Origin of the sequence: Rhizobium sp. Root149 (assembly GCF_001427345.1) — a bacterium.
Lineage (GTDB): Bacteria > Pseudomonadota > Alphaproteobacteria > Rhizobiales > Rhizobiaceae > Neorhizobium > Neorhizobium rhizoryzae.
Window position 1 is genome coordinate 656,772 of the sequence record NZ_LMGD01000012.1, and the last position, 25,956, is coordinate 682,727.

Below are 25,956 nucleotides of genomic sequence, written 5' to 3' on the forward strand. Positions count from 1 at the left end.
ACAGGTTTCAGGAAAGAGGTTCGATGGCTGGCATCGAGCATATCCGCGTAGACGCGGACGAGGCGGGCATGCGCCTCGATAGATGGTTCAAGATCCACTACCCGGGTCTGGGGTTCGGAGCGCTTCAAAAGCTGCTGCGATCGGGACAGATCCGTGTGGATGGCGGCCGGGTCAAATCCGACACCCGTGTTCAGCCGGGACAGATGGTGCGCGTTCCACCGATGGATGTGGATCCCAAGATCAAGAGCGGCCCGATTGGCGGCAAGGATCTCAAGCACGGTGATGATGCCCAGTTGCTGGCGCGGATGCTGCTGCATGAGGACGACAAGGTCTTTGTGCTGAACAAGCCTGCCGGTCTGGCCGTCCAGGGCGGTTCCGGTGTCGCCAGGCATATCGACAAGATGCTGGAAGCCTGGGTGAGCCAGAAGGGCGAGAAGCCACGTCTGGTACACCGCCTCGACAGGGATACGTCCGGTGTTCTGGTGATCGCGCGCACACGCGGCGCAGCCCAAAAGCTGACTGCGGCTTTTCGTGAGCGCGATACAAAGAAAACCTATTGGTCGCTGGTCAAAGGGCTTCCACGCAAGCGCGAGGACAAGATTTCCACCTGGCTCGTCAAGGAGCAGACCCCCGATGGCGACCGTATGCGCATTGCCAAGCACGGGGAAGAGGGGGCCGATCACGCTGTTTCCTACTACCGCGTGATCGATACTGCCGCGCAAAGACTGTCGTGGCTCGAGATGGAGCCCTATACAGGCCGTACGCACCAGTTGCGTGTTCACGCGCTTCATATCGGCCACCCTATCATTGGCGATCCGAAGTATTTCGAGGACGACCCGAACTGGGATTTCCCGGGTGGTGTGCAGAAGCGTTTGCATCTCCACGCACGCCACATCGACATTCCGCATCCTTCGGGCGGGCGCCTGCGTGTGACGGCGCCGCTGCCTCCCCACATGGTGCAGAGTTGGAACCTGCTCGGTTTCGATCAGGCGGATGGCGCAATTGATGACGATGAGTGATCTGCGTCTCGTTCTTTTCGATTGCGATGGGACGCTTGTCGATAGCGCGAAGCTGATTCACGAGGTGATGGTTCGAACCTTCACCCATTTTCAGTATGCGGCGCCGACGCTGGAGCAAACGAAGTCCATCATTGGATTGACGCTCGATATCGCAATCGCGCGGCTGCAAGGCAAAGCCCATGCCGATGAAGAAGCCGTCGGCATGATGGCCTATTACAAATCCATCTTCCTGCAGACGCGTTCCGAACTCGGGTTCGAAGAGCCGCTTTTCGACGGGATCCGGGAGGTTCTGACCTCGCTTGAGGCTCGCGAGCAATTGCTTATCGGCGCGGTAACGGGCAAATCGCGCCGTGGCTTGAACATGATCGTTCAGACGCATCAATTCGGCAAACTGTTCACGGTGAGCCGGACAGCAGACGATTGTCCCTCAAAGCCGCATCCGGCAATGGTCACCGAATGCTGCGATGAAAGCGGGATCCCACCCTCTCGTACACTTGTTATCGGCGATGCCATCTACGATATGCAGATGGCGAAAGCGGCTGGCGCCACAGCGATTGGCGTTTCCTGGGGCTATGCCTCAGTTGCCGATTTGCTTTCCGCCGGTGCGGACGCGATTGCCCGGACACCAGACGACCTTTTGAGACTGATTGGCTGAGGAAGCCCGAAAATGAGAGAACTCTTTGATCTTCCAGATGGTCTTAGCCATCCAGATCCTACCCGTCGTGCGCAGATTCAAATGCAGAAGCCGCTTCCAAAGCGCTTCTACAAAGAGGTCTCCGTGAGCTTGGACGGTGAAGAGTTTGCCGTCCTGCTCGACGGGAAAGCGATCAAGACGCCTGCAAAGCATCCCCTCAAGGTTCCGACGGAGGCGTTGGCCGCCTTGCTTCAATCCGAATGGGATGCGCAGAGCGAGACCGTCGATCCATCCACCATGCCGGTCACGCGTCTGGTCAACACTGCGATTGATGGTGTTTCGCTTGAGATGCAGGCGGTGTTCGATGAAATCGTTCGCTTCTCCGGCGGCGATCTGCTGTGCTACCGTGCAGATGGTCCCGTGGAACTTGTCGCTCGGCAGACTGCAGAATGGGATCCTGTCATGGAGTGGCTGGCCAGCGAAGTTGGTGCACGCTTCATCCTGATAGAAGGGATCATGCCGCAGGAACAGCCAGATGACGCTATCGCGGCCTTTGCCGATGCGCTCAGACCCTTCTCGACCCCTTTGGACCTCGCCGCGCTCCACACAATCACATCTCTCACTGGTTCCGCCATGCTGGCTCTGGCCTTTGCCAGAGGTTTCATCGGAATGGATGAGGCGTGGAAACTTGCTCATCTCGATGAGGATTGGACCAATGAACATTGGGGCGTCGATGCGGAGGCTGAAGCGAGACGCTCCAAGCGTTACCAGGAACTGCAGGCGGCGGTTGCGGTATTTCGATCTCTGCGCTCCTGATCGGACGAATTTAACCGAAACCTAACCCTGTTCTGAGACCATCGGACAAATTGTTCCGGTGGTCCATGAACAGCGCTTTTGTCCGAGTTTTGTTGCTTTTGCTGGCCTGGCTGACCCTCAGCAGCTTTCGGCTTGCGCCGGGAGATCGCCCTCCGGAAATGGCTGTGCTCTACGATGTCCGTGGTGCATTTGTCAGCGCTCCACCCACCGTATCCCGGCGACTTGTAACGGAAACCGACCGGCTTGTAGATGAAGCCATACGCGCGACATTTCGAGCAACTTTGCTTCCTCGAGCCGTTCTGACTGTCCGGATCATCGAGGTAAAACGACAGGAATACATCGTCGGTGGTCGTTTCAGCGCCGATGTTTCCGTTGACGCTACAGCAGTCGGTAATGGTGAAAAGATCGCGGCCGGAGTTTTCAGCGTCTCCTCATTTTCCCTTCATCCAGAGTATGGCGACGTGGCTTTGGCGAGGCGGATCGCCGATCGCATCTCGTTCGAGTTTCGTCTTCAGGAGACAGGACCCTCAACCCTTGCCACCGCCCTGTTTCCACGGTTCTGAGAATTCATCCAATCGTCACATGCTATCTTTCTAAATGAAGCAGCTTCGGTTTTGATGGCCGGGTTGTGAGCATGATTCCTTTTTGGATCGTTTGGAGGAGATGGTGATGAAGTTTAACCTCCTGGCAGGGGCGTGCATTGTTGGGATGATGGGATCTGGACCGGCCATTGCGGAAAACAGGGCGGAAAACAGGATTGACCAGATCCGACCGGACGCGCCAGAACTGGCGGCCTATGGAACCGCACCGGTTGGTGTGCGAACGCTGAACCTCACCAACCCCAACCAGATCAATGTCGCCAAGGCGGAAGCGGGCAAGGAGCCGCCGCGATATGACAGGCCACTGACGCTTGAAGTCTGGTATCCTGCAAAGACCGACCAGATGGGCGGGGAGTACCGAACGCTTCTTCGTGATGGCAAGACGGAAGTGACGTTGAAGGGCAGGGCGGTTCGCGATGCAGAACCCCTGAAGCCGGAGCCGAAATATCCTCTGATCATCATTTCGCATGGCTATCCGGGCAACAGGATGCTGCTGAGCCCGCTTGCGGAGAATCTCGCCAGCAAAGGTTATGTCGTTGCATCGATCGACCATACGGACAGTACATATGCTGACCGCGGACCCTTCGGCAGCACGCTGGTCAACCGTCCGCTGGACCAGAAATTCGTTCTGGACGAGATTTCGAGACAGGAGACATCTAGCAACAGTTTTCTCTCCGGACTGGTCGATACATCAACCACGGGCCTCATTGGTTATTCCATGGGCGCATATGGTGCAGTCATCACCGCAGGGGCGGGCGTTTCCGACGGCGCCGTGACAGCTGATTGGAGCGCGCCGAACAGTTTGCTTGCCATCCATAAGGCAGGCTCGGAGACGCATCGTCAGCTTTTCGATCAGCGGTTCAAGGCAATCCTAGCCATTGCTCCCTGGGGCATGCAGCGTGGAATGTGGGATGCAGCGGGGCTTGCTGAAATCAAGGTTCCGCTCTTTTTCATGGCTGGCAGTGTTGATGACGTTTCCGACTATCAGAAGGGTATCCGCAAGATCTTCGAAGCGAAAATGCCGGTAGACCGTTACCTGCTCACATTCGACAATGCGAACCACAATGCCGCGGCGCCCATGCCTGCACCCGCTGAAAGCTGGAAGGTTAGTGAGACGTTGGGATATGCACCCTTCGATCACTACGCCGATCCGGTGTGGGATACGGTGCGCATGAATAACATCGCGCAACATTTCGCTTCGGTCTGGTTCGATCTCAAGCTGAAAGGCGACCAGGACAAGGTGCGCTATCTGGATCTGGTAGAGGACGCCGAGAAAGGCGTGTGGTCGGCGCAACAGGGCGGTGGGTTCAAGCCGGATCACACTTACTGGGCCGGTTTCAAGAACCGGACCGCTAAGGGATTGAAGCTGGAGCACCGCAAGCCGGACTGATTTCCAATCTTGCTATCGATATGTGCATGAGCAACGAAGCGGAGGTCGACGGGTTCGATCTCCGCTTCCTTTTGCGTCAACTGGTGAGCTTCAATCCGGCAATGCCGATCAGGATCAGGCCAATGCAGGCTATGCGGGCCACTGTCGCCGGATCACCAAACAAAACCATGCCCAGTGTTACGGCGCCCACCGTGCCTATCCCTGTCCAGACTGCATAGGCTGTGCCAATGGGCAAGTCGCGAACGGCGAGCCCAAGCAGGCCAACGCTTGCAACCATGGACAAGACAGTCAGGATTGTGGGGAGAGGGCGCGTAAAGCCGTCAGTGTATTTCAGGCCAATGGCCCAACCAACTTCGAGCACGCCGGCGAGGAACAGGTATATCCAGGGCATGTATCGCTCCTTTTGAGAGCGAGGTCGTCCCCGCCGGTTCACCATGCTTCGAGAGGAAAAGCATACGCAGTCGTCTGCGCAAGCCAGGAGGTAGTGTGTGACCTGACCTATTTCAAGACCTGCTGAATTTTATCCGAGCCGCTCGGCGTGCCACCGCAGATGATCATTCATAAAGGTCGAAATGAAATAGTAGGAGTGATCATAGCGTTCGTGCATGCGCAAGGTCAGGCCGATTCCTGTGCCCTGAATGGCGTCCTCAAAGAGCCAGGGACGCAATCCGTTTTCCAGAAAACTGTCAGCCTTACCCTGATCAATCAGGAATTCCGGAAAACGGGCTCCATCCTGAACGAGGGCGCATGCATCATAGGCGCGCCAGTTGGCTTTGTCCGAGCCGAGATATTTTTCCAAGGCGGGTGCAGACCAATCCGCAGTGGATGGCTCCACGATGGGGGCGAATGCCGAGCAGCTCTTGAAGCGATCAGGGTTCTTCAGCGCGATCGTCATTGCGCCATGGCCGCCCATCGAGTGGCCGAACATGCCTTGACGTGTCATGTCTGCCCGGAAGTGCTCGCTGATCAGGGCCGGCAGTTCCTCGGTGATGTAGGTATACATACGGTAATGTTCAGACCACGGCATTTCTGTTGCATCCAGGTAAAAGCCCGCGCCTTTACCCATCTGCCAATTCGTCAGCTCGTCCGGGACGTCATTGCCCCTTGGACTGGTATCGGGGCACACGATGATCAGCCCGAGTTCAGCCGCCAGCCGCCGATATTCTCCCTTTTCCATGACGTTGGCATGGGTGCAGGTCAGGCCGGACAGGAACCAGAGTACCGGTCTCTTCTCGGTGATGGCCTGCGGAGGCACGAAAACGGCAAAGGTCATTTCACAATTGCACGCTTCCGACTGATGCTGGAAAACGCCCTGCATGCCGCCAAACGCTGTATTCTGGGAGATGACTTTCATTTCTTATGTCCTTGCGCGGTGTCAGCCTGCCAATGCGACGGCGGCATTGACTGTTGCCGCCACCAGCACCGTATTGAAAAAGAAGGCTGTCAGAGAATGGGAGAGATTGATACGCCGCATCGCAGTCGTCGTGATTGCAACGTCCGATGTTTGCGCCGTCATGCCAATGACGAAGGAGAAATAGAGGAAATCCAGACCGGCCGGTTCTTCCGTCTCGGGAAATGAGAGCCCACCCTGGACCTTGCGAACGCCGTCCGGCCCAGTGACATGCCGCCAAAAATGATGCGCATAGTGCGACGCAAACATTGTATGAAGCGTCAGCCAGCCGCCGATGACGGACAGGAAGGCAAGCGCAATCTCGAAACTACTCACATGCGAACCCCGATTGAGCGCATTGAACAATGCTCCGATTGCCGCGACGACGGCCAGAATCGTGACGAGTATGATGGCGTAGGCGGGCGCATCATCGCGCTCCCGGCTGTTTTTGTAACGCTCTACGGTGAGGTGCGGAATTCGACGGCCCATAATGCCCAGATAGATCAGGAAAAAGGTGACCGCCGCACCTTCAATGAGGAGATTCGGGGCGAAGTAAGCAAACAACGGCACGGCAGCAAGCCCGGCCAATCCCGCACCGTAGAACGGGCTGTAGCGGCGGCTACGCCATTTCAGCTTCACTCTCGGTGTCCCGCTTGTCATCCCGCAGATCCATCCGCGCGCATTGCCCGGCGGCAGAGAACATCCAAGGCGGAGAGAAACGCGGAGCGGTCCTTTTGAGTGAAGGCCGCGTTATAGCCTTTGCTTTCCCCGGTCTCCCGCAAATGCGCACCGAGGTCCCGCATGGCGCTCGCCATGCCGATATTTGTCTCATCGAAAATCCGGCCAGTCGGCCCCGTGACCTGCGCGCCATTGGCGACGCAGCGAACAGCCAGCGGCACATCTGCAGTCACCACGACGTCGCCGGTTCCGGCCCGTTCCGCGATCCAGTCGTCCGCAGCATCGAACTTACCCGAGACAATGACATTCTTGATCATCGGGTCACGAGACGGTCTAAGCCCGGAATTTGCGACGAACGTGACCTCCACCCCGAGGCGTTCCGCAACCTTCAAGATCTCGGGCTTCACCGGACAGGCATCAGCATCGACATAGATCATGATGAAGACCTCACCATATCGACGTGGGGAATACCATCCTCGACATATTCTTCCGAGATCACCGCGAAACCAAGGGCGCCGTAGAAGTGCTGGAGATGGCTTTGTGCGGAAATCTCCACGTCAATACCCGGGAAACGATCGGCGCAGACCGCCAAAGCCTCCCTCATCACAGCCTCGCCCAAGCGTTTGCCGCGATGATGCGGGGATACCACGACCCGGCCGATCCGCGGGTTCTTCCCGTCCACCGGCGGGAGAATCCGCGCAGCTGCCATCAGGTCACTGCCCTGCATTACGCGCAGATGCAGTGCTCCGTCGTCATTGCCATCCAGCTCTTCATAGGCGCATGCCTGCTCGACGACGAAAACGTCGACGCGCAGTTTCAACAGAGCATAGAGTTCGCGTGCGGAGAATTCATCAAGGCTCCGCACGTCCACTGCGTAGGAGGGGTGGCTGATCAATAAACCACCACGCCGCGAATGCTTTCGCCCTTGTGCATCAACTCGAAGCCCTGGTTGATATCCTCAAGCGGCATGGTGTGCGTGATCATCGGGTCGATCTGGATCTTTCCGTCCATGTACCAGTCAACGATCTTTGGAACATCGGTTCGTCCGCGTGCGCCGCCAAAGGCCGTGCCCATCCAGTTACGTCCGGTCACAAGCTGGAAGGGGCGCGTCGAGATCTCCTGGCCCGCTCCCGCCACGCCGATGATGATGGACTTGCCCCAGCCGCGGTGGGAGGATTCCAGTGCCTGACGCATGACCTTGGTGTTGCCCGTGCAGTCGAAGGTGTAGTCTGCACCACCGATCAGATCGCCGTTCCTCTTCGTCATGTTGACGAGGTAGGGCACGATGTCATCGCCGACTTCCTTCGGGTTTACGAAATGCGTCATGCCGAACTTCTCACCCCAGGCCTTGCGGTCCGGGTTGATGTCAACGCCGATGATCATGTCCGCGCCGGCCAGACGCAGCCCCTGCAGGACGTTGAGGCCGATACCGCCGAGACCGAAGACGATTGCCGTCGAGCCAATCTCCACCTTGGCTGTGTTGATGACAGCGCCAATGCCTGTCGTCACGCCGCAGCCGATGTAGCAGATCTTGTCGAAAGGAGCGTCTGGGTTGACTTTAGCGACAGCAATTTCCGGCAGGACCGTGAAATTCGCGAAGGTGGAGCAACCCATGTAATGATGGATCTTGTCCTTGCCGATGGAGAAGCGGCTTGTGCCATCCGGCATGAGGCCTTGCCCTTGCGTGGAGCGGATCGCCGTGCAGAGGTTGGTCTTGCGGGAAAGACAGGAATAGCATTCGCGGCATTCCGGCGTGTAAAGCGGAATGACGTGGTCGCCTTTCTTCACCGACGTTACGCCCGGTCCGACATCAACAACAATGCCAGCGCCCTCATGGCCGAGGATTGCCGGGAAGAGACCTTCGGGATCGGCACCGGACAACGTGAAATCATCCGTGTGGCAGATTCCTGTTGCCTTGACCTCGATCAGAACCTCTCCCGCGCGCGGGCCTTCAAGCTGAACGGTCATGACTTCAAGGGGCTTGCCAGCCTGAACGGCAACGGCTGCACGTACATCCATCTTTAATCTCCCTACATTCTTGATTCATCACGCTTGTTACATGCCCGGCTCAGAGGCTCAAGTCTTCAGTGCGACATTCATTGACGGCCGAAACTCTGTGCGTGTGAATTTACGATCAGGCCTCCAAGCGCGCCCGCGCGACCTGTTCTCGCCAGATGATAAACAGCCCGGACGCGACAATGATTGCAATACCCAGCCACTTTGATGGCGTGGGGAAATCGGAAAACAGCAAATAGCCCAGCACAGTTGCGGAAATGATCTCGAAATACTGAAACGGTGCCAGAAGAGACAGGGACGCCATCCGGAACGCGCGAACCACGAGCAGATGAACGTAGCCGGACAGCGACCCCAGTATGACAAGCAATGTAAGCCCAAGGGTCGACGAGGGCAGGGACATTGCAAAATCTGTCTGGCCCGCCAGATGCCCGATAACCAGGATTACGCCCATGAAGAGTGTACCGCCCAGGCCGGACATCATCTGCATTGTCAGCGGTGAGTCGGCGTCGCCAAGCGCGCGATTGAGAAAGAGGTAGAGCGTGAAAAGGGCGGCGCAGGCAATCGGCAGAAGAGAGGTCGGGCCAAAGATGGCGTAGCTCGGCTGGATGACGATCATCGCACCGGCAAAGCCGACAAGGATGGCCAGCCATCTGCGCCAGCCGACGCGTTCGCCGAGAAAGATTGCAGACATAATCGTCAGCAGGAAGGGCTCGACAAAATAGATGGCGAATACGTCTGCCAAAGGCATGTATTTGACAGCGGTGAAGAACAGCAGGCTGGCGGCTGCATGAAGCGCACCGCGCAGCAGGTTCATCCATGGTCGCTTGACGTTACGGAAGCTGCCAACACTCCAGAAGAAAAGCGGTGCCAGAACAACAAGCTGGAAGAAAAAACGATAGAACGTCACTTGGCCGGGCGACATGGTTTCGAATGTCGCCATGTATTTTGCGATGGCATCCATCATCGGAAGCACGATCATGCAGAAAGCCATGAGCGCCATTCCCGGTACGGTACGGTCGATGCTTGCGCTCGCGCTATGCATGAGTGTTCTCCCTATGTTCGACATCAATCACAGGGACTCACCTTACGTCAAGCGCCTCGTCTGCTCACTCAGACCATTTCCCGTGCCGTTGGTCCAAACACATCCTCGAATGCCTGCCGCAGCCTGACATCGACGTCCGTCATCAAGATCGGCAGGCCGAGATCCATGAGGCTGGTGACGCCGTAGGCGGAAATTCCGCAGGGCACTATGCCTGAAAAGTGCGAGAGGTCTGGATCTACATTGAGCGAGAGACCATGAAAGCTGACCCAGCGCCGCAGCCGGATACCAAGTGCTGCAATCTTGTCCTCGGCTATGGATCCATCTGGCAAGAGCGGTTTTTCCGGCCTGCGAACCCAAACGCCGACGCGATCCTCACGGCGCTCGCCGCGAACATTCATGGAATCTAGGGTTCGAATGATCACCTCTTCCAGTGCGGCGACATAACCACGCACATCTTGGCGCCTGCGCTTGAGGTCAAGCATGACATAGGCCACGCGCTGGCCAGGTCCGTGATACGTGTATTCACCTCCGCGGCCTGTCGCGAACACGGGAAAGCGGTCCGGTTCGATCAGGTCAGCCGAATCTGCACTCGTGCCTGCTGTGTAGAGCGGCGGATGCTCCAGAAGCCAGACAAGCTCGTCCGCTTTGCCATCAGCAATCTCCGCTACCTCGCGTTCCATGACCGCAAGCGCATGGTCGTAAGGCACAAGATCATCAGAGATTCTCCAGCGGACGGGCGGGGAGCCCACCTTCGGCAGCATGGAAACCTCAAGATCGGTGCGCGTCAGCATGGCATGGTTCTCTTTTTTCGATGATGCCCGCTTATATCCACAGGCGTAAAACCCTGCAAATGCGGGCTCCTCCACATATGGGGATTGTTTCGAGAAATTTATCTTTCAAAAAACTGTCACGGCGCTCTTGCGCGGGCCAAAACGCTTTGCTAGATGCTCCCTCGCCGACGCAAGAAGGCCTACCACGATGCGGTCGTGGCGGAATTGGTAGACGCGCAGCGTTGAGGTCGCTGTGGGGCAACCCGTGGAAGTTCGAGTCTTCTCGACCGCACCAAGTACTTGAGAAAAGCGCTGATTTATCAGCGCTTTTTCTCGTTTATGGGACAATGATTTTTGGCGTCGTCCTGTTCACTTTTGCAATCCAGCTTTCCAAGCGCCTGCTTTGCAAGGTTCCACCGTTCTACGCGGCGGGTATAGGCCTCGCTTGTCTTGGCTTCCGAACTGTCGCTAGATTAGCCTTTTAGCTCAGGCGCTACGGTCACAGCGCTGCATCGAATGCGTCGGCTTCACTTTGCTTGAGAAACACAAACGTGACCAGCTCGCTGTCGTCTTGCTGGCGGATTCCAACCGCAGTCACAATCAAGCGCGCGATTTCGTCCTGCGCTTCACTTCCTGATCGAAACGAATGAACAGCGGCTTCGAGTGACTTGGCAAACACCTCGCTGATCAGTCCAAGGCGCATATTGTGCTTCATGATGATATTGCGATCTTCAATGATCGCGACCTGTTCATCCTTCGGAATACCAGCATTGTCCAGCGCGGTGATAGTCGCATTCGTGGCCAGCTTGATCGGTCCCTCTTCCAGCCATCGATCGACCATCTGGTTGAACTGACGCATCCGTGATGCAGGAATGGTCTTCTGTACAGATATGGTCATCCTGAAACCTTCAATTGAACCAAGCGGACGGCCAGCGTGATCTCGCGGCAGCAACGTGACGTCAATCGGTCGCCCGACCCCGTTCTAAAGATAACGGCGGTCGCGTCCGCTCGTCTTTTGGCATGCGAAGCAAGAGAAACCAATCCTCAACTTATGTGAATCCATCCATTTCCCGAGGAACTTGAAGCAGTGCACGCTTCAGGAGGCCATGGTTCATGCAGATTTCCATCGAAGCCTTCGCGGCTTTTCAAGCCGGAAAACACACCTTCCCACAGGCGCCAAAATCGGTGGAAAATATTGTTCCGATGCGGGCTACCGCATTGAAACGTCTTGCACGATCTGAGGCGAAATCGTCCGTACGGTGGCGCACGGTGACAAGCTGAACCGCAAGGGTTAAGATGATACATCGTCAGCTATTACATCCCGGGCGCTGACGGCTGTGAGCCTTAATCGCTTCCGCCTGTTTCAAGGAGGAAAGCGATGCCGTTTTCAAAAGCACAGTATGCGGATCTTAATCCCGACCTTCGATTGATCCTGCTGAGGTGGTCGAAGTGCTTCACGCCGCTCGAATCGGAGCAGCACGCTCTGGTTGAGCGCACGATCGCTTCTGCATGTGAGGATGATTTTCTGGAGATCGGTGAAGATCCGAAATCCAGGTTGTTCTATCTGATGTTGCGGTTGGTCAATGAGGATCAGGTGTCTCGCGACACGCTACGCACATTCGCGCCGTCTTCAGAAAACGCTGATGAGATCAACGATCATGCGATCTCCGCAAGCATCGTCTGCCTCGTGACGAAAAAATAGACTGAGCGCCTCGCCTTGTTCAGGAAGTTTCCTGTCGGAATAGACGTGAGCGGGTCAGGAAACGTTTCTCTCGCCCATTGTCGAGAGAGAACATGCCGCCGCGACCGGGAACGACGTCGATAATCAGTTGGGTATGTTTCCACACTTCGAACTGGCTGCCGCTGATGTAAACCGGTACGCCGCCGATCTCTCCCAGTTTTACATCCGTCTCGCCAACGCGGTATTCGGTCGTGGGATAACACATGGGAGAAGAGCCATCGCAGCATCCAGCGGACTGGTGAAACAGAATATCCGGATAATCCTTCTGAATCTCACGGATGAGCTGGAGTGCAGGTTCTGTCGCCGTTACGCGCGGTTCATCAATTGGTTGATCCATACTCTCGTCCTCATCAATGACTGAATCGCTCCAGTAATCAGAAGGCCCCCGATCGGGGAACGGGAGCCCTCGTCGTCCGATAGTTGGGCGACTATCAGAAGAAGCCGAGCGCTTTAGGGCTATAGCTGACCAGCATGTTCTTGGTCTGCTGGTAATGATCCAGCATCATCTTGTGCGTTTCGCGCCCGATGCCGGATTGCTTGTAGCCACCGAATGCCGCGTGGGCCGGATAGGCATGGTAGCAATTGGTCCACACGCGACCCGCCTGGATCTCACGGCCAAAGCGATAGGCGCGGTTGCCGTCACGCGTCCAGACGCCAGCACCCAGACCGTAGAGCGTGTCATTCGCAATCTCCAGGGCTTCCTGATCATTCTTGAACGTGGTGACGGAAACCACGGGGCCAAAGATTTCTTCCTGGAATATTCGCATCTTGTTGTGTCCGCGGAAGATTGTCGGCTGCACGTAATAGCCGTTGGCAAGCTCGCCTCCGAGATTGTTGCGCGCGCCGCCAGTGAGCACTTCGGCACCTTCCTGGCGCCCGATATCAAGATAGGAAAGGATCTTCTCCAACTGTTCACCGGAGGCCTGGGCGCCAATCATGGTTGCCGGATCGAGCGGGTTGCCCTGCTTGATCAGTTCAACCCTCTTGATTGCCCGTTCCATGAAGCGATCATAGATGGATTCATGCACCAGTGCGCGGCTTGGGCAGGTGCAGACTTCGCCTTGGTTGAGGGCGAACATCGCAAAGCCTTCAAGCGCCTTGTCCAGATAATCATCATCCTCTGCCATCACATCTGCGAAGAAGATGTTCGGCGATTTTCCGCCGAGTTCCAGCGTGACCGGAATGAGGTTCTGGCTGGCATACTGCATGATGAGCTTGCCGGTTGTCGTTTCACCCGTGAAGGCGATCTTCGCAATCCGCGGGCTGGTGGCAAGAGGCTTGCCTGCTTCGAGGCCAAAACCATTGACGATGTTGAGGACGCCCGGTGGCAGCAGGTCTCCCACGATTTCCGCCCAGACCAGAATGGAGGCGGGCGTCTGCTCGGCGGGCTTCAGCACCACGCAGTTGCCGGCGGCAAGGGCAGGGGCGAGCTTCCAGGCCGCCATCAGGATCGGAAAGTTCCAGGGTATGATCTGGCCGACCACACCAAGCGGCTCATGGAAATGGTAAGCGACAGTGTCGTGGTCGACCTCGCCGATAGAACCTTCCTGTGCGCGAATGCAGGCCGCAAAATACCGGAAGTGATCGATTGCCAGCGGAATATCGGCGGCCATGGTTTCCCGAATGGGCTTGCCGTTGTCCCAGGTCTCCGCCTGCGCCAGCACCTCCAGCTTGTCTTCCATTCGCTGGGCAATTTTCATCAGGATGTTGGAACGTTCCGTCGTAGAGGTGCGGCCCCATTTGTCCTTGGCAGCATGGGCGGCGTCCAGCGCCGCATTGACATCATGCTCATCCGAGCGGGCGATCTCGCACAGCTTGCCGCCGGTGACAGGTGTGATGTTGTCGAAGTAGCGGCCATTGATCGGCTCGCGCCATTCGCCGCCAATGTAGTTGCCGTATTTCAGCTTGAACGGTGACTCGACGATTTTCTGGTGCAGCATGTCATCCTCCCATGGATTGAACTGGTTCCTCCGAACCGGTGAGGAGACTGTGCGCCCGTTGAAGACGCGTTCAAAGATGGGGAGTAAGGTTCCGCAGTGCACACTGTCGCAAGTTTGAGACAGTCGAAGCGTGTTCAGTTGAGGTTGAGCTTCTTCATCTTGCGGTGAAGCGTTGCCCGGCTCATTCCAAGAGAAATCGCCGCCTGGGAAACATTGCCGCTCGCGCGCGAAAGGGCACGCTTGAGGGCTGCACGCTCAGCCTGCTGCAGATCCTCGTTATCTGGACCAGTTCCATCCTGAAGCAGGTCCGCAGCCGGAACTCCGGCGCAAATGCGCTCGTCCGTCAACCTCAGCGCAGCGCGGGCGGATCTCGTCGCGCCCAGCACGAGGTCGTTCCGATCAACGGCAAGGAGCGCGGAATTAGCCCCAGTTTCGGTTGGTACCAATATGAAGCGTGCACCGGCATAGGCTCTCCGAAAGAGATTAAGCTCTATGCGGATTGCCGAGTCGCGAACCGTCTGCTGAAGGATGCTCAACGTAATGGCATCCATATCTTCGCGGCAGGTCGATACATCCAGCGCGCCGCACAAGCGACCGAGGTGATCGCGAATGGGCGAGGTGGTGCAACTCAGCGCAATGTTGGAAGACAGAAAGTGCTGGTCACGGATGATCGCAACAGATCGTTCTTCAGCAAGCGCTGTGCCGATACCGTTTGTACCGACACTGGCCTCGGACCAGATCGATCCGGTCCATAACCCGAGTTGATGAAAATCCTTGTCGTCGCCGCGCGTCCCCCGACGCTCCAGCGCTACTCCGTCCTGATCCGTCAGGAGGAGGCAGCAACCGGCCTTGCCGACGGTTTGAAACAGGCGATCGATTTCATCAGTGGAACTTTCGACCAGAGGTGAGGCGCGGTCGCGTGCGCGGCGAAACTCCACCTCTGTAAGCCTGTCGGGAAGCCTTGCCTGTTCCGGTGCCAGCTTGTGCATTGTCATGCAGCGGCGCCAGGAGGCAACAACCGTTGACCCCGCAGCAGTCGACTGCGCGGATGCATAGACCTGATCAGCGTGTGCAACAGTATGCCGCATCTGCTCCTCCAATCAAATGCACGCCTAATGTGCGCGTCTTTTCATCTCAACGCAATTCCCTTTGACAATCGTCAGCCTCTGATTGTCAAACAGCGCTGTCGCCGCCGTACTCTGACTAACTCTATGAAAAGACGTGCAGTTTCAAACTGTTCTAAAGTGGATAGTTTTTAACTGGTTTTCAGCGGATTAAAGTTGACAATTCTAGTCACGTTAGTAGTTATCGCCCGACTTCGTTTCGGCATTTCTCTCGGCCAAGCCTGCTAACCGCCCGCCGCTTCGGGTTCTGATGTCAGTTGCGCTTTGATCAAACAGCTAAGGAGTTCGCGATGACAGATTTGGTTTCGCCCCTTGCGGCACCTGGGTTCCAGAATGCTCATACGTTTCTGCTCTCGGCACCGGAACACGAACTGGAAGCGCATGGCGTGATCCGAACTCTGCCCCGTGGAGCAGCCGATAGCCTGAGCGATCGGGTTTCAGAATTCTTCCAGACTGCGTCAGATGGACCTGCTCTTCTTGTCGGTGCTGTGCCGTTTGCTTCCAGCGACGAGGACTACCTGTTCCAGCCCGCTCGCATTGGTCGCCTGCTGGGTGCAAAGTCCGGTGGTGATGCCGCATCCGGCTCCGGGCGCTGGATGCTACGTGCGTGCCCTTCCGCCGCAGACTATGCCGAAAGCGTAGCAAGATGCGTTGCTGCGCTCACGGATCCCGCGGCTGCAACGCAGGTAACAAAAGCTGTCCTTTCCAGAAGCCTTGAACTGCAGTCGGATTCTGCAATCCCGGTTGGACAGGTCATCAACCGGCTAAGACGCGATTCCTCTGTGACCGTGTTCAGGACGCCGCTTCCCGCCAAAGCTGCGACTGCTCTTGTCGGAGCGACTCCGGAACTGCTTCTCTCGAAGAAGGCTGAACTGGCAGTCTCCTATCCGCTCGCCGGATCCGCGCGGCGTTCGAGCGACCCTTCGGCAGACCGTCAGGCGGCCCGTGATCTTCTGGCGTCCGAAAAGGACCAGCGAGAGCATCGCATCACGCGGGAAATGATTTTCGATACGCTTGGTCCTTATTCGATAGAGATCATAGCGCCAGAGGGCACGACCATCCGCTCTACGGCCACCATGCATCATCTCGGAACCCGGATCGTCGCGAGATTGAAGGACCGCGCTACGCCGGTTGCGGATCTGCTTTCGCTGCTCCATCCCACACCCGCCGTTTGCGGATTGCCGAGGCGGGAAGCGGCAGATCTGATCTCCCGACTGGAAGGATATGACCGCGGCTTCTATGCCGGTGCCGTCGGCTGGATCGACGATCAGCAGGATGGCGAATGGTACGTCTCCATCCGGTGTGCAGAAATTTCAGAGCGTCGTGCACGTGTCTTTGCTGGCGCGGGCATTGTACCGGGGTCTGATCCCGTCAAGGAAACCGAAGAAACTTCCGCCAAGTTCACAGCCATGCTGACTGCGTTCGGCATCGATGAGCAGGGGCGACCCTTGCAGGAGTTTGCTGCATGATTCCGCTTGAGGCAAATTTCCCGACAGACTTCGCTGCACGCTATCGGGAACAAGGTTATTGGCGAGGTGAAACCTTTCCGGCATTGCTGCGTGAACGCGCCGAGCGATTTGGTTCGCGCACGGCAGTGGTCGGAGGGGACCAGCGCTGGACCTATGCCGATCTTCTGGAGAAGGCCGAAGTCGCCGCGTGCGGATTTCTGAAGCTGGGTCTGCAGCCAGGTGACCGCGTCGTCGTGCAATTGCCGAATATACCGGAGTTCTTCTCGGTCGTTTTTGGTCTCTTCATCGCACGTCTGGTACCGGTCTACGCGCTGCCCGCGCACCGCCAAACTGAGATTCTGCATTTCCTTCAGAAATCAGAAGCTGCGGCCTATGTGACAGCTGCCAGCCATGACGGTTTCGATTACCGAGATGTTGCGCGGTCGATCAAGCTTGAGCGACCTGAACTGGAGTGCGTGATCATCGTTGGGGAAGCGCAGGAGTTCATCTCCTTTGGCTCCTTCGAGCGCGACCAGCACATCGCGTTTGAGCCGGCCGACCCTTCCTCTGTCGCCTTCCTGCAGATCTCCGGCGGCAGCACAGGATTGTCGAAGCTCATTCCGCGTACTCATGATGATTACATTTACTCCTTCCGGGCGAGTGCTGAGATCTGCCAGCTGACGGAAGAGAGCGTGTATCTCGTCGCTTTGCCAGCGGCTCATAACTTTCCAATGAGTTCGCCAGGCTATCTCGGGGTGTTCTACGCGGGCGGCACCGTCGTGCTTGCGCCATCGCCCAGCCCTGAGACGGTGTTCCCCTTGGTCGAGCGGGAAAAGGTCACCATCACCGGGCTTGTTCCGCCGCTCGCACTTCTGTGGCTGCAGGCGGCACCTTCATCGAAGCATGATCTTTCCAGCTTGCAGGTGCTGCAGGTCGGTGGTGCGAAGTTCATGCCGGAATCAGCGAAGCGCGTGCGTCCAACGCTCGGCTGCACGCTCCAGCAGGTGTTCGGTATGGCGGAAGGGCTGGTGAACTATACCCGTCTGGATGATCCCGAAGACATCATCGTGGAAACCCAAGGGCGTCCCATCTCTCCGGATGACGAGATCCTGATCGTCGACGATCAGGGCAATCCCGTCGCGGAAGGCGAAGCGGGGAACCTGCTGACTCGCGGCCCCTATACGATCCGCAATTACCATGACGATCCGGGTGCGAATTCGCGTTCCTTCACGCAAGACGGGTTCTACAAGACCGGCGATATCGTGAAGCGCACGCCCGAGGGCTACCTGGTGGTGCAGGGTCGCGCCACCGATCACATCAACCGGGCAGGCGAGAAGATTTCCGCAGACGAGGTGGAAGACCACCTTCTGGCGCATCCGAACGTCTTTGACGCAGCGGTTGTCTCCATACCGGATCCGTTCCTTGGCGAGCGCATCTGCGCTTTCGTTATTCCACAGGGCGAAAAGCCGAAGGGTCCAGCGCTGAAGGCCTTCATGCGCAGTCGCAAGGTCGCGGATTTCAAGGTTCCGGATCAGATCGTGTTTGTCGACGCCTTCGAACTGACGGCAGTCGGCAAGGTCAGCCGCAAAGAATTGCGAGCCCGCCTCAGAGCCCAGTTTCTTGGCGATGAACAATTGAAAGCAGGACAATAGACTGATGGCTTTGCCGAAGATTGCGCCCTATGCGCTGCCCACAGCGCAGGAATTGCCGACACCGAAAGGTCCATGGCAGCTGGAGCCGAAGAGGGCGGCTCTGCTGATCCATGACATGCAGAACTATTTCGTAAACGCCTTTACGCCGGACGCATCGCCCATAACACCTGCGACAGCACACATTGCACAACTGGCAAAGGCCTGCCGCGCGATCGGTATTCCGGTTTTCTACACTGCGCAGAATGGCAATCAGGATCGCCGTGATCGCGGTTTGCAGGCAGATCTCTGGGGGCCGGGCATGACTTCTGCACCGGAGCATCAATCGATTGTACCGGAGCTCCAGCCGGAAGCATCAGACTTCGTTCTGGTCAAGCATCGCTACAGTGCTTTTCAGCGCTCGAACCTCGAAACCATGATGCAGGCGAGGGGCCGCGACCAACTGATCGTCACCGGCATCTACGCGCATATCGGCTGCATGATGACAGCCGCCGAAGCCTTCCAGCGCGATATCGAGGCGTTTTTCATCGCCGATGCCCTCGCAGATTTTTCACGCGATCAGCATGACCTCGCAATCAATTGGGTTGCGGGACGCTGCGGCATTCCGCTGACCACGCAGCAGGCTCTCGCCCGACTTGGAGCGTGAAGGAGAACGCGATGACCATCACTCTCGAAAAGATGCGCGCCGATGTGGCAGCGATCATTCACGAAGATCCCTCCGAGATCGGCTTTGACGACAACCTCATGGATCTTGGTCTTGATTCGATGCGGCTAATGAACCTCATCCTCACCTGGCAGGAAGCGGGCGTGGACCTGGATTTCGGCGAATTTGCCGAGGAGTTCACGTTGAACGGCTGGTGGCGGGCAATCGAGGCGAAGCGGGCAAACGCATGAGCAGCCTTTCGGCCAAGCCTATCGGATCTGCCATGCCATCCGGCGAGCACTTGTTGACGGAAGCGCAGGCGGGCTTGTGGTATGTTCAGCAGATCGACCCTTCAAATCCGATCCTCAACGCCAGCCAATATGTCGAATTGGCGGGTGAGCTCGATGTAGACCTTTTCCGCCGCGCTTTCGCGCAGATGGTCGAGGAGGCCGATTGCCTTTCGCTGACATTCCACAGTGGTGCTTTCGGCCCATCGCAACGTCTTGACGCGAGCACACGTCCTTCCCTCGAGATCGTAGATCTTCGTTCGGAGGCGGACCCGGCCTCTGCGGCGCTTGCGCTCATGCAGGCGGATACCGCAAGGCCGGTCAATCTTGGCCAAGGCCCTGTTGCTCGTTTCACCCTCTTCAGGCTGAGCGAAGACAGACATTACTGGTACGAACGGATTCACCATCTGGCGATCGATGGATACGGGATCGTTCTCGTAACCAACCGTGTTGGCGAAATCTACTCAGGCCTCATATCCGGCGCGAGTACGGGCACACCGTTTGCGCCTTTCATGCAGGCAATTGACGAGGGCGCCGCTTATCTCTCTGACGACAGGCGTCGGCGTGATGCCGAGTTCTGGCGACATGAACTGGCAAGCCTGCCCGAAGTGGTGAGCCTGGCAGGTGGCCGCGCTGTCAGCGAACATTCGTTCAGGCGGGAGACCCGGTTTCTATCCAAAGACCTCTTCGGCGTACTCGTAGCGCGAGCGGAGCATGCAAAGGTCACTTGGCCGGATCTTCTAACGGCGCTGGTTGCATCCTATTGCCGTCGTTTTGCGTCGGCTGCCGAGATCGTTGCGGGCGTGCCGCATATGGGTCGGCTCGGAAGCAAGGCGGCGCGCGTTCCCTGTACCTTGATGAATGTTCTGCCGGTAAGGTTCGAAAACACCGATCATCTGCCGCTTGATGAGGCAGCTGTCATTCACACGAAACGCCTTATGGCCTGCCGTCGCCACGGCCGTTATCGCAGCGAACAATTGCGCCGCGATCTGGGCTTGATCGGTGGGCAGCGTCGGCTGTTCGGTCCATTGATCAACGTACAGCCATTCGACATGCCGCCGAAGTTCGATGGTCTTGATGTCAGTCTTCACATCCTGGGCGCCGGGGCAGTGGATGATATCACCTTCACGTTCCGGGGTGATGCCAAAACCAGCCTGATGATGGAAGTGGATAGCAATCCGGCCCTCTATAGCGAAGAGGACACCAAAGCGCATTCGGCAAGGCTGATCGCCTATCTCGAAAATGCTTTGAAGGCGGAGCGCCTGGCCGATGTTGCGCTGGCCAGTGCGTATGAACGCCAACGATACCTATTCGATGCGAACGCCACCTCGCATTCGGTTGAAGATGTCACGCTGGTCGAGTTGATCGAAAGGACGATGAACACGCATCCCAATGCGCCTGCCGTTATCTTCGAAGGCCAGACGCTGACCTATGCGGAACTGGATCGCCGTAGCCTCGCGCTCGCATCGCAACTTGTCGAGAAAGGGGCCGGACCAGACCGCCTCGTTGCCGTGGCGCTTCCGCGCTCCCTTGAGCTGATCGTCGCCCTGTTTGCGATCCTCCGGTCCGGCGCAGCTTATCTGCCGCTGGATGTGAGCCATCCCAAGGACCGCCTGTCGCGCATCCTTTCGTCGGCGCAGCCGGTTCTCGTTCTCGGGGAAGAGAATGCTGCGGATCTATTTGACTACGCGCTTCTGCCGCCAAGTCGCTGGCGATCAGATACGCAGCATACGGAATGGCCGGTCGCTACTACCGACAATCTCGCCTACGTGATCTACACCTCCGGCTCCACGGGCGAGCCAAAGGGCGTGATGATCGAACACCGAGCTATCGTCAATCGGCTCGTGTGGATGCGTCAGCATTATCGTTTCGGCCCAGCAGATCGCATCCTGCAGAAGACGCCCGCGACATTCGATGTTTCGGTCTGGGAGTTCTTTTTGCCCGCGCTGTGCGGCGCGACATTGGTGGTAGCACCGCCGGAAGCGCATCGTGATCCGCTGTCTATCGCGCGCATCATCCGCGACGAAAACATCACGACGCTGCATTTCGTGCCGTCCATGCTGTCCGCTTTCATGGCGGAGCCCTCAGTGGAAGGCTTGGAGGTCTCACGCGTCTTTTGTAGCGGCGAAGAGCTCACCGCCGAGCAGCGCGACCGCTTCCACCGGCTGATCAAGGGCGAACTGCACAATCTTTACGGACCGACGGAAGCGGCTGTCGATGTCAGCTATTGGGAGGCATCGGCATCCGATACTTCTTCGCCACTGCCTATCGGCTGGCCGGTCTGGAATACCAGACTCTACGTCCTGGATGATCATCTTCAGCCATTGCCGCCGGGTGTGGCAGGTCATCTTTACCTCGGTGGCGTTCAATTGGCGCGAGGCTATCTCGGGCGAGACGATCTGACGTCAGACCGTTTTCTACCGGATCCCTTCATAGAAGGTCAGCGCATCTACAAAACCGGTGACATGGCAAAGCTTCGTGCCGATGGCGCCGTCGTCTATCTCGGTCGGTCTGATCATCAGGTCAAAATCCGCGGCCTGCGGATCGAGCTTGGAGAGATCGACACGGCTATCATGACCTCTGGTCTGGTGCGCGAGGCCGTCGTGATCGCGCGGGAGGATCGACCGGGTGACAAGCGCATCGTAGGCTATGTCGTTGCAGATCCATCGCTTGCCATCGAGGCCCTGCGCGAGAGCCTTTCTGCGAAGTTACCGGATTACATGATCCCGGCCGCATTCGTCAGGCTGGATGCTCTCCCCGTCACATCGAACGGAAAGCTTGACCGCCGCGCTCTGCCAGCGCCGGTTATCGATATTTCGGCCGGCCGGCGTGCTTCGTCACCGCTGGAACAGCTTCTGGCCATCCTGTTCAAGGAGATCCTTGAATTGGATGGCGACCCGACCGCGGAGAGCGACTTCTTTTCGCTGGGTGGCGATAGTTTGTCAGCGGTTCAGCTATGCCTGCGCATTCGCACCGAAACGGGTACTGATCCGGGCCTTGGTGCAATCTTCGAGCATCCGGCCATTTGCGATCTCGCAAAGGTGCTGGAGAAAGCAGGAAGCGACGAGGGGCTCGGTCCGATCATCCGTCTTGTGCGGGGCGACGAGACACTGGCACCCGTCTTTCTCATTCATCCGGCAGGTGGCATTGCCTGGGGTTACCGTCATCTGGCCCAGCAACTCGGTCGCCGACCTGTCTACGGCATCCAGTCTCCGAGGCTTTCAAAAGAAGCGATGTCGCCGGAAAGCCTAACATCGCTTGCCGCATTATATGCGGAACTGATCCGCCGTATCTATACCGGCATCTATCACATCGCTGGCTGGTCCGTTGGCGGCATTCTTGCGCAAGCGGTTGCCGTAGAGCTTCAGCAGCAAGGTTTCGATGTTGGCCTCGTTGCGCTTCTCGACAGCTATCCTTGTGATTGCTGGCGCGCGGAGCCGGAGCCTGATGAAACGGCAGCGCTGCGGGCGCTGCTGGCCATTGCCGGTCATGATCCGCTTGAACACCCGGAACTCATCGCGAAGGACGCGATCATCGCATTCTTGAAACAGGACGGCAGCTCGCTGGGCGGACTGCCAAACGCTGCCCTGGACGGAGTTATCCGGTCGGTCCTCGATACGAATCGGCTGGTCCGGGGACACTACCACAAACGTTTCGATGGCACGCTCACGCATTTCCGCGCAGCGCTGGATCACAAGGACAAGAACCTGACTCCGGCGCTCTGGGCTGCCTATTGCGCGGAAGTCGAGACAGTCGATGTCGCATGCCTTCATCCGCAGATGACCTCGGCCGGCGCTGTTCAGACGATCGCGCCTGAAATCCTGTCCAGCCTCACATTGCTTGAAAAGAAAGGAACCGCCTGATGCAGTTGACAGGCATTCAGGGAAAACGCGCTCTTGTCACGGGCGCAGCTGGCGGCATCGGAGCTGCAGTCGTGAAACTGCTCGTACAAGCGGGCGCTCATGTCGTCGCCACCGATCACAATGCCAAGCATCCGCTTGAAATCGGACCAGAACATACGAGCGACGTCACGCTGCTTGAACTCGACGTTCGAGACAGTGCGGCCGTCGATGCGCTGGTCAACGAAATCGAAGATCAGCTTGGACCGATCGATCTCGGGATCAACGTCGCCGGAATTCTGACCACGACCACAGTGGTCGAGACAGATGATGCATCCTGGCGGAACATTTTTGCGGTCAATACGGATGGCGTTTTTCATGTCTCGCGCGCTCTTGCGCGTGTCATGCTGCCTCGCAAACGCGGAGCAATGGTCACAGTCAGCTCCAATGCCGCCGGAATTCCAAGGCAGGCAATGGCGGCCTATGCAGCCTCGAAGGCGGCGGCCACGATGTTTACCCGATGCCTTGGCCTCGAGCTCGCTCCGCACGGCATCCGCTGCAACATCGTCGCGCCCGGTTCCACCCTCACGCCGATGCAGACGGGCATGTGGGCAGACGAGCGTGGCGCAGAGCGCGTGATTGCGGGACTGCCGGAGCGGTTCAAGACTGGCATTCCACTTCAAAAACTCGCGACACCCGAAGATGTCGCGCATTCGGTCCTCTTTCTTCTGTCCGATCAGGCCAGCCACATCACCATGACGGATCTTTATGTCGATGGTGGCGCGACCATGCGGGCCTGATCGCAGGCATCTCAAGCTGTCGGGCAGGGTTCAACCCATGCCGTATTTCCTTCGATCCATCACAGTCATCACAGGATAAAACCAATGACGAAACTTTCGAGATCAAGCCAAATCACCCTGCGCACCGGAGTGGCACGGGTGGCAATCCTCACGAGTGCCATGTTGCTCGGCATGACCAGCGCCTTTGCGCAGGTCGCCTTTGAGCAGCCGGAGAAAGACTACAAGGGTCAGGTCCGGCTTGGTTCCGCAACGCGAGGCCAGCCATTGTTCTCGGGCGGGGAAGTGTCTGTGCAGGGGCAGAACTTCAAACCGGGGCAAAAGGTACAGTTGCTGAAAGGTGCGGTTGCGCTGAGCGAAAACGGTTTCACTGCCGACCAGGAAGGCAAGTTCGAAGGCAAATTCAAACTGCCGGAAAATGCAGTCGTTGGAACTTATCCGCTGATCGTGACGACCGATTCGCCTTATTACGCAGACATTACCAAGCTGAAGATCTCGCCGAAGGTCCCGCTGTCCGGTGAGGACAAGTTCACGCTTTCGTCCGAGAAGCTTTCGCCGGGTCTCTACCAGATCGGCATCAGTGAAAAGAGCAATGCGGTCTTTGTTACGTCCGCGGTCGGTCGCCCACCCGTCAAGACATCTGAGATCCTCAAACTGGATCCTGAGACGCTGAAAGTCGTTGCGCGGGGAAAGCCTGCTGACGCAAAAGACGGCGGTGTACACGCAGTTTACGGTCTGGGTGTGGACGATGCAAAGGGGACGGTCTGGGTGACCAATACCCGCCAGAACACAGTTGCCGTCTACAAGCAGTCAGACCTTTCGCTGGTCAAGCAGTTCGAGCCGGGGCTTGCCCAGCATGCGCGTGACGTGAAAATCGATGAGAAGAATGGCAAGGCCTATGTCAGCCAGGTCGGAGAGCCGGAAGTTGCTGTCTTCGATACCAACACGCTTGAAAAACTACCTTCGGTGAAGATCGAGTCCAAGGTTCGCGGCGAGAAGTTCTCCCCCGCGAGCATCGATTTCGATCCGGCCAGCGGCAAGGTGTTCGTCATCAGCCTCTCGACCAATGAGGTGGCAATCATCGATTCGGTCGCTGGCAAGGTGGACAAGGTTCTGCCGGTGAAGGGTGGTCTTTCTACCATCGGCATCGCGTATGATGCAGCCGACGACCGCATTTTCGTGGCCGGGCAAGGCAGCGATAATCTGCTGATTCTCGATGGGAAGACGGGCGAGACGCTGCACAATGTTGCAGTGGGCGCTGGTTCGCTCAACGTCACTTTCGAACCGGTCAAGAAGCATGCTTATGTCAGCAGCCGCGATGCGGGAACGGTGACTGTCGTTGATGCAAACGGCAAGATCGTCGCCAACCTTCCGGTCGCACCCTTCGCAAACCACGTGGTGGCAGACGGTAAGGGCGGCGTTTACGCGGTCAACAAGTCCATGAACCCGGACGATCCAAACGGCGACCGCGTCACACTCATCACCGCGAAGTAAGATACGGAAAAGGCTCCGGCGCTCATCGTGCCGGAGCCTCTAAATAAGACTCAACATCATTGTTTGCTCAGAAGGCGCTGTGGCGCTTTGCGAAGGCTCGGAGATTGGCTTGCTCTCGGCGCAACTCGCTGATGGTGGAGGCCACTGTCGCTACAAACATGGTGCTGATCAATCCAGCAAGTGCAATCATCGTAACGTACATAGGCATCTCCCTTCTGATCAAGGAGCCCTATTCTCAGTAATAGGGCTGTCCGTAGTGTTGACTGGTCAGCTGCGTGTACTTCACAGCCTGAGTTTCATTTCTGTCCTGGTAGAGTGTCACAGTAGCGGTCATCATGACTGCGATAACGGCGGTCCATACGAGGTTGATCATCGTAATGGTGTCCGGCATTGCCGTTTTCTTCTTGGCGAACATCTCCGAATTCCTTTTTCATGACCAGAACGCGTTAAACGCGAACCGGTTCCGCACCAGTATGAAAGAATGGTTAAACGACGGGCTCTGAAGCGACCCTGAAAGCGCCGTTCATCTGGCGTTCAGGATTCAACCTCGTTCCAGTTCTCACGGATCGCCTCGATTGCGAGTTCCACAGCAAATGAAACAAGAACTGCGACAGCCATCAGCAAGATCAACATCGTTTTC

Annotated in this window: 28 protein-coding genes and 1 tRNA gene; 15 read left to right on the forward strand and 14 right to left on the reverse strand. The window is 57.4% G+C overall.

The window, feature by feature from the left end; genetic code table 11:
* Nucleotides 1–23 precede the first annotated feature (23 nt).
* The 5 genes from ASD54_RS10020 to ASD54_RS10040 all read left to right on the forward strand — a co-directional run bounded on the left by ASD54_RS10020 (nt 24) and on the right by ASD54_RS10040 (nt 4,458).
* A complete protein-coding gene (locus ASD54_RS10020; RefSeq protein ID WP_062554424.1) occupies nt 24–1,019 on the forward strand; it encodes an RluA family pseudouridine synthase in 996 nt (331 codons plus the stop codon).
* A 1-nt stretch (nt 1,020) separates the two neighbouring features.
* The gene (locus tag ASD54_RS10025) at nt 1,021–1,674 is read left to right on the forward strand and encodes an HAD-IA family hydrolase (protein WP_062554793.1); all 654 of its coding nucleotides are present in this window, start codon (nt 1,021–1,023) and stop codon (nt 1,672–1,674) included.
* 12 nt (nt 1,675–1,686) lie between these two features.
* On the forward strand, nt 1,687–2,469 hold the full coding sequence (locus tag ASD54_RS10030; RefSeq protein ID WP_062554425.1) for an ATP12 family protein: 783 nt from the start codon (nt 1,687–1,689) through the stop codon (nt 2,467–2,469).
* Between the two features lie 65 nt (nt 2,470–2,534).
* Entirely contained in the window at nt 2,535–3,032 is a 498-nt protein-coding gene (locus ASD54_RS10035) for a hypothetical protein (protein WP_062554426.1), read from the forward strand.
* 106 nt (nt 3,033–3,138) lie between these two features.
* On the forward strand, nt 3,139–4,458 hold the full coding sequence (locus ASD54_RS10040) for a dienelactone hydrolase (RefSeq protein WP_200958459.1): 1,320 nt from the start codon (nt 3,139–3,141) through the stop codon (nt 4,456–4,458).
* Between the two features lie 76 nt (nt 4,459–4,534).
* Here the strand turns inward: ASD54_RS10040 and sugE are convergent, their stop codons facing one another.
* The 8 genes from sugE to lipB form a co-directional block, all read right to left on the reverse strand.
* Nucleotides 4,535–4,849 (reverse strand): quaternary ammonium compound efflux SMR transporter SugE, encoded by a 315-nt coding sequence (sugE, locus tag ASD54_RS10045; RefSeq protein WP_062554427.1) that lies wholly within the window; start codon nt 4,847–4,849, stop codon nt 4,535–4,537.
* Nucleotides 4,850–4,978: 129 nt separating this feature from the next.
* Complete coding sequence (fghA, locus tag ASD54_RS10050; protein ID WP_062554428.1) at nt 4,979–5,812, reverse strand: S-formylglutathione hydrolase; 834 nt, start codon at nt 5,810–5,812, stop codon at nt 4,979–4,981.
* A gap of 21 nt (nt 5,813–5,833) precedes the next feature.
* Nucleotides 5,834–6,508 (reverse strand): DUF1345 domain-containing protein, encoded by a 675-nt coding sequence (locus ASD54_RS10055; RefSeq protein ID WP_062554429.1) that lies wholly within the window; start codon nt 6,506–6,508, stop codon nt 5,834–5,836.
* Complete coding sequence (locus ASD54_RS10060; RefSeq protein ID WP_062554430.1) at nt 6,505–6,963, reverse strand: YaiI/YqxD family protein; 459 nt, start codon at nt 6,961–6,963, stop codon at nt 6,505–6,507. The genes ASD54_RS10055 and ASD54_RS10060 overlap by 4 nt, the downstream gene beginning before the upstream one ends.
* Nucleotides 6,960–7,418, reverse strand: a complete 459-nt coding sequence (locus tag ASD54_RS10065) for a GNAT family N-acetyltransferase (RefSeq protein WP_062554795.1) — start codon at nt 7,416–7,418, stop codon at nt 6,960–6,962. Before ASD54_RS10065 ends, ASD54_RS10060 begins: the two co-directional genes overlap by 4 nt.
* A complete protein-coding gene (locus ASD54_RS10070; protein WP_062554431.1) occupies nt 7,418–8,545 on the reverse strand; it encodes an S-(hydroxymethyl)glutathione dehydrogenase/class III alcohol dehydrogenase in 1,128 nt (375 codons plus the stop codon). The genes ASD54_RS10065 and ASD54_RS10070 overlap by 1 nt, the downstream gene beginning before the upstream one ends.
* A gap of 115 nt (nt 8,546–8,660) precedes the next feature.
* Complete coding sequence (locus ASD54_RS10075; protein WP_062554432.1) at nt 8,661–9,584, reverse strand: DMT family transporter; 924 nt, start codon at nt 9,582–9,584, stop codon at nt 8,661–8,663.
* Nucleotides 9,585–9,652: 68 nt separating this feature from the next.
* Nucleotides 9,653–10,375, reverse strand: a complete 723-nt coding sequence (gene lipB, locus ASD54_RS10080; RefSeq protein ID WP_062554433.1) for a lipoyl(octanoyl) transferase LipB — start codon at nt 10,373–10,375, stop codon at nt 9,653–9,655.
* Nucleotides 10,376–10,564: 189 nt separating this feature from the next.
* Here lipB and ASD54_RS10085 point away from each other — a divergent pair.
* A tRNA-Leu gene (locus tag ASD54_RS10085) sits at nt 10,565–10,649 on the forward strand.
* Nucleotides 10,650–10,853: 204 nt separating this feature from the next.
* Here the strand turns inward: ASD54_RS10085 and ASD54_RS10090 are convergent.
* Nucleotides 10,854–11,252, reverse strand: coding sequence for a hypothetical protein (locus tag ASD54_RS10090; protein WP_062554434.1), 399 nt, complete (start codon nt 11,250–11,252; stop codon nt 10,854–10,856).
* A 215-nt stretch (nt 11,253–11,467) separates the two neighbouring features.
* Between ASD54_RS10090 and ASD54_RS26555 the strand changes: the two genes are divergently transcribed.
* A complete protein-coding gene (locus tag ASD54_RS26555; RefSeq protein WP_156379148.1) occupies nt 11,468–11,635 on the forward strand; it encodes a hypothetical protein in 168 nt (55 codons plus the stop codon).
* 97 nt (nt 11,636–11,732) lie between these two features.
* Nucleotides 11,733–12,056, forward strand: coding sequence for a hypothetical protein (locus tag ASD54_RS10095; RefSeq protein WP_062554435.1), 324 nt, complete (start codon nt 11,733–11,735; stop codon nt 12,054–12,056).
* A 19-nt stretch (nt 12,057–12,075) separates the two neighbouring features.
* Here ASD54_RS10095 and ASD54_RS10100 read toward each other — a convergent pair whose 3' ends face one another.
* The 3 genes from ASD54_RS10100 to ASD54_RS10110 all read right to left on the reverse strand — a co-directional run bounded on the left by ASD54_RS10100 (nt 12,076) and on the right by ASD54_RS10110 (nt 15,123).
* The gene (locus tag ASD54_RS10100) at nt 12,076–12,432 is read right to left on the reverse strand and encodes a DUF779 domain-containing protein (protein WP_062554436.1); all 357 of its coding nucleotides are present in this window, start codon (nt 12,430–12,432) and stop codon (nt 12,076–12,078) included.
* 94 nt (nt 12,433–12,526) lie between these two features.
* The gene (adh, locus tag ASD54_RS10105) at nt 12,527–14,035 is read right to left on the reverse strand and encodes an aldehyde dehydrogenase (protein WP_062554437.1); all 1,509 of its coding nucleotides are present in this window, start codon (nt 14,033–14,035) and stop codon (nt 12,527–12,529) included.
* Nucleotides 14,036–14,169: 134 nt separating this feature from the next.
* On the reverse strand, nt 14,170–15,123 hold the full coding sequence (locus ASD54_RS10110) for a helix-turn-helix domain-containing protein (RefSeq protein ID WP_062554438.1): 954 nt from the start codon (nt 15,121–15,123) through the stop codon (nt 14,170–14,172).
* Nucleotides 15,124–15,449: 326 nt separating this feature from the next.
* Between ASD54_RS10110 and ASD54_RS10115 the strand changes: the two genes are divergently transcribed.
* The 7 genes from ASD54_RS10115 (at nt 15,450) to ASD54_RS10145 (ending at nt 25,316) form a co-directional block, all read left to right on the forward strand.
* Nucleotides 15,450–16,628 (forward strand): isochorismate synthase, encoded by a 1,179-nt coding sequence (locus ASD54_RS10115; protein ID WP_062554439.1) that lies wholly within the window; start codon nt 15,450–15,452, stop codon nt 16,626–16,628.
* On the forward strand, nt 16,625–18,259 hold the full coding sequence (locus ASD54_RS10120) for a (2,3-dihydroxybenzoyl)adenylate synthase (protein ID WP_062554440.1): 1,635 nt from the start codon (nt 16,625–16,627) through the stop codon (nt 18,257–18,259). The genes ASD54_RS10115 and ASD54_RS10120 overlap by 4 nt, the downstream gene beginning before the upstream one ends.
* 4 nt (nt 18,260–18,263) lie before the next feature.
* A complete protein-coding gene (locus ASD54_RS10125; RefSeq protein WP_062554441.1) occupies nt 18,264–18,902 on the forward strand; it encodes an isochorismatase family protein in 639 nt (212 codons plus the stop codon).
* An 11-nt stretch (nt 18,903–18,913) separates the two neighbouring features.
* Nucleotides 18,914–19,150 carry a phosphopantetheine-binding protein gene (locus ASD54_RS10130; RefSeq protein WP_062554442.1) on the forward strand — a complete coding sequence of 79 codons (237 nt, stop codon included), beginning with the start codon at nt 18,914–18,916 and terminating at the stop codon, nt 19,148–19,150.
* Entirely contained in the window at nt 19,147–23,049 is a 3,903-nt protein-coding gene (locus ASD54_RS10135) for a non-ribosomal peptide synthetase (protein WP_082547164.1), read from the forward strand. The genes ASD54_RS10130 and ASD54_RS10135 overlap by 4 nt, the downstream gene beginning before the upstream one ends.
* Entirely contained in the window at nt 23,049–23,825 is a 777-nt protein-coding gene (locus tag ASD54_RS10140; RefSeq protein ID WP_062554443.1) for a 2,3-dihydro-2,3-dihydroxybenzoate dehydrogenase, read from the forward strand. The genes ASD54_RS10135 and ASD54_RS10140 overlap by 1 nt, the downstream gene beginning before the upstream one ends.
* A gap of 84 nt (nt 23,826–23,909) precedes the next feature.
* Nucleotides 23,910–25,316 carry a YncE family protein gene (locus tag ASD54_RS10145; RefSeq protein ID WP_062554444.1) on the forward strand — a complete coding sequence of 469 codons (1,407 nt, stop codon included), beginning with the start codon at nt 23,910–23,912 and terminating at the stop codon, nt 25,314–25,316.
* Nucleotides 25,317–25,383: 67 nt separating this feature from the next.
* On the opposite strand, the gene ASD54_RS27435 is transcribed toward ASD54_RS10145, so the two are convergent.
* On the reverse strand, nt 25,384–25,518 hold the full coding sequence (locus ASD54_RS27435) for a hypothetical protein (RefSeq protein WP_280139178.1): 135 nt from the start codon (nt 25,516–25,518) through the stop codon (nt 25,384–25,386).
* Between the two features lie 33 nt (nt 25,519–25,551).
* Nucleotides 25,552–25,707 (reverse strand): hypothetical protein, encoded by a 156-nt coding sequence (locus tag ASD54_RS10150; protein ID WP_244484722.1) that lies wholly within the window; start codon nt 25,705–25,707, stop codon nt 25,552–25,554.
* Nucleotides 25,708–25,956: the final 249 nt, after the last annotated feature.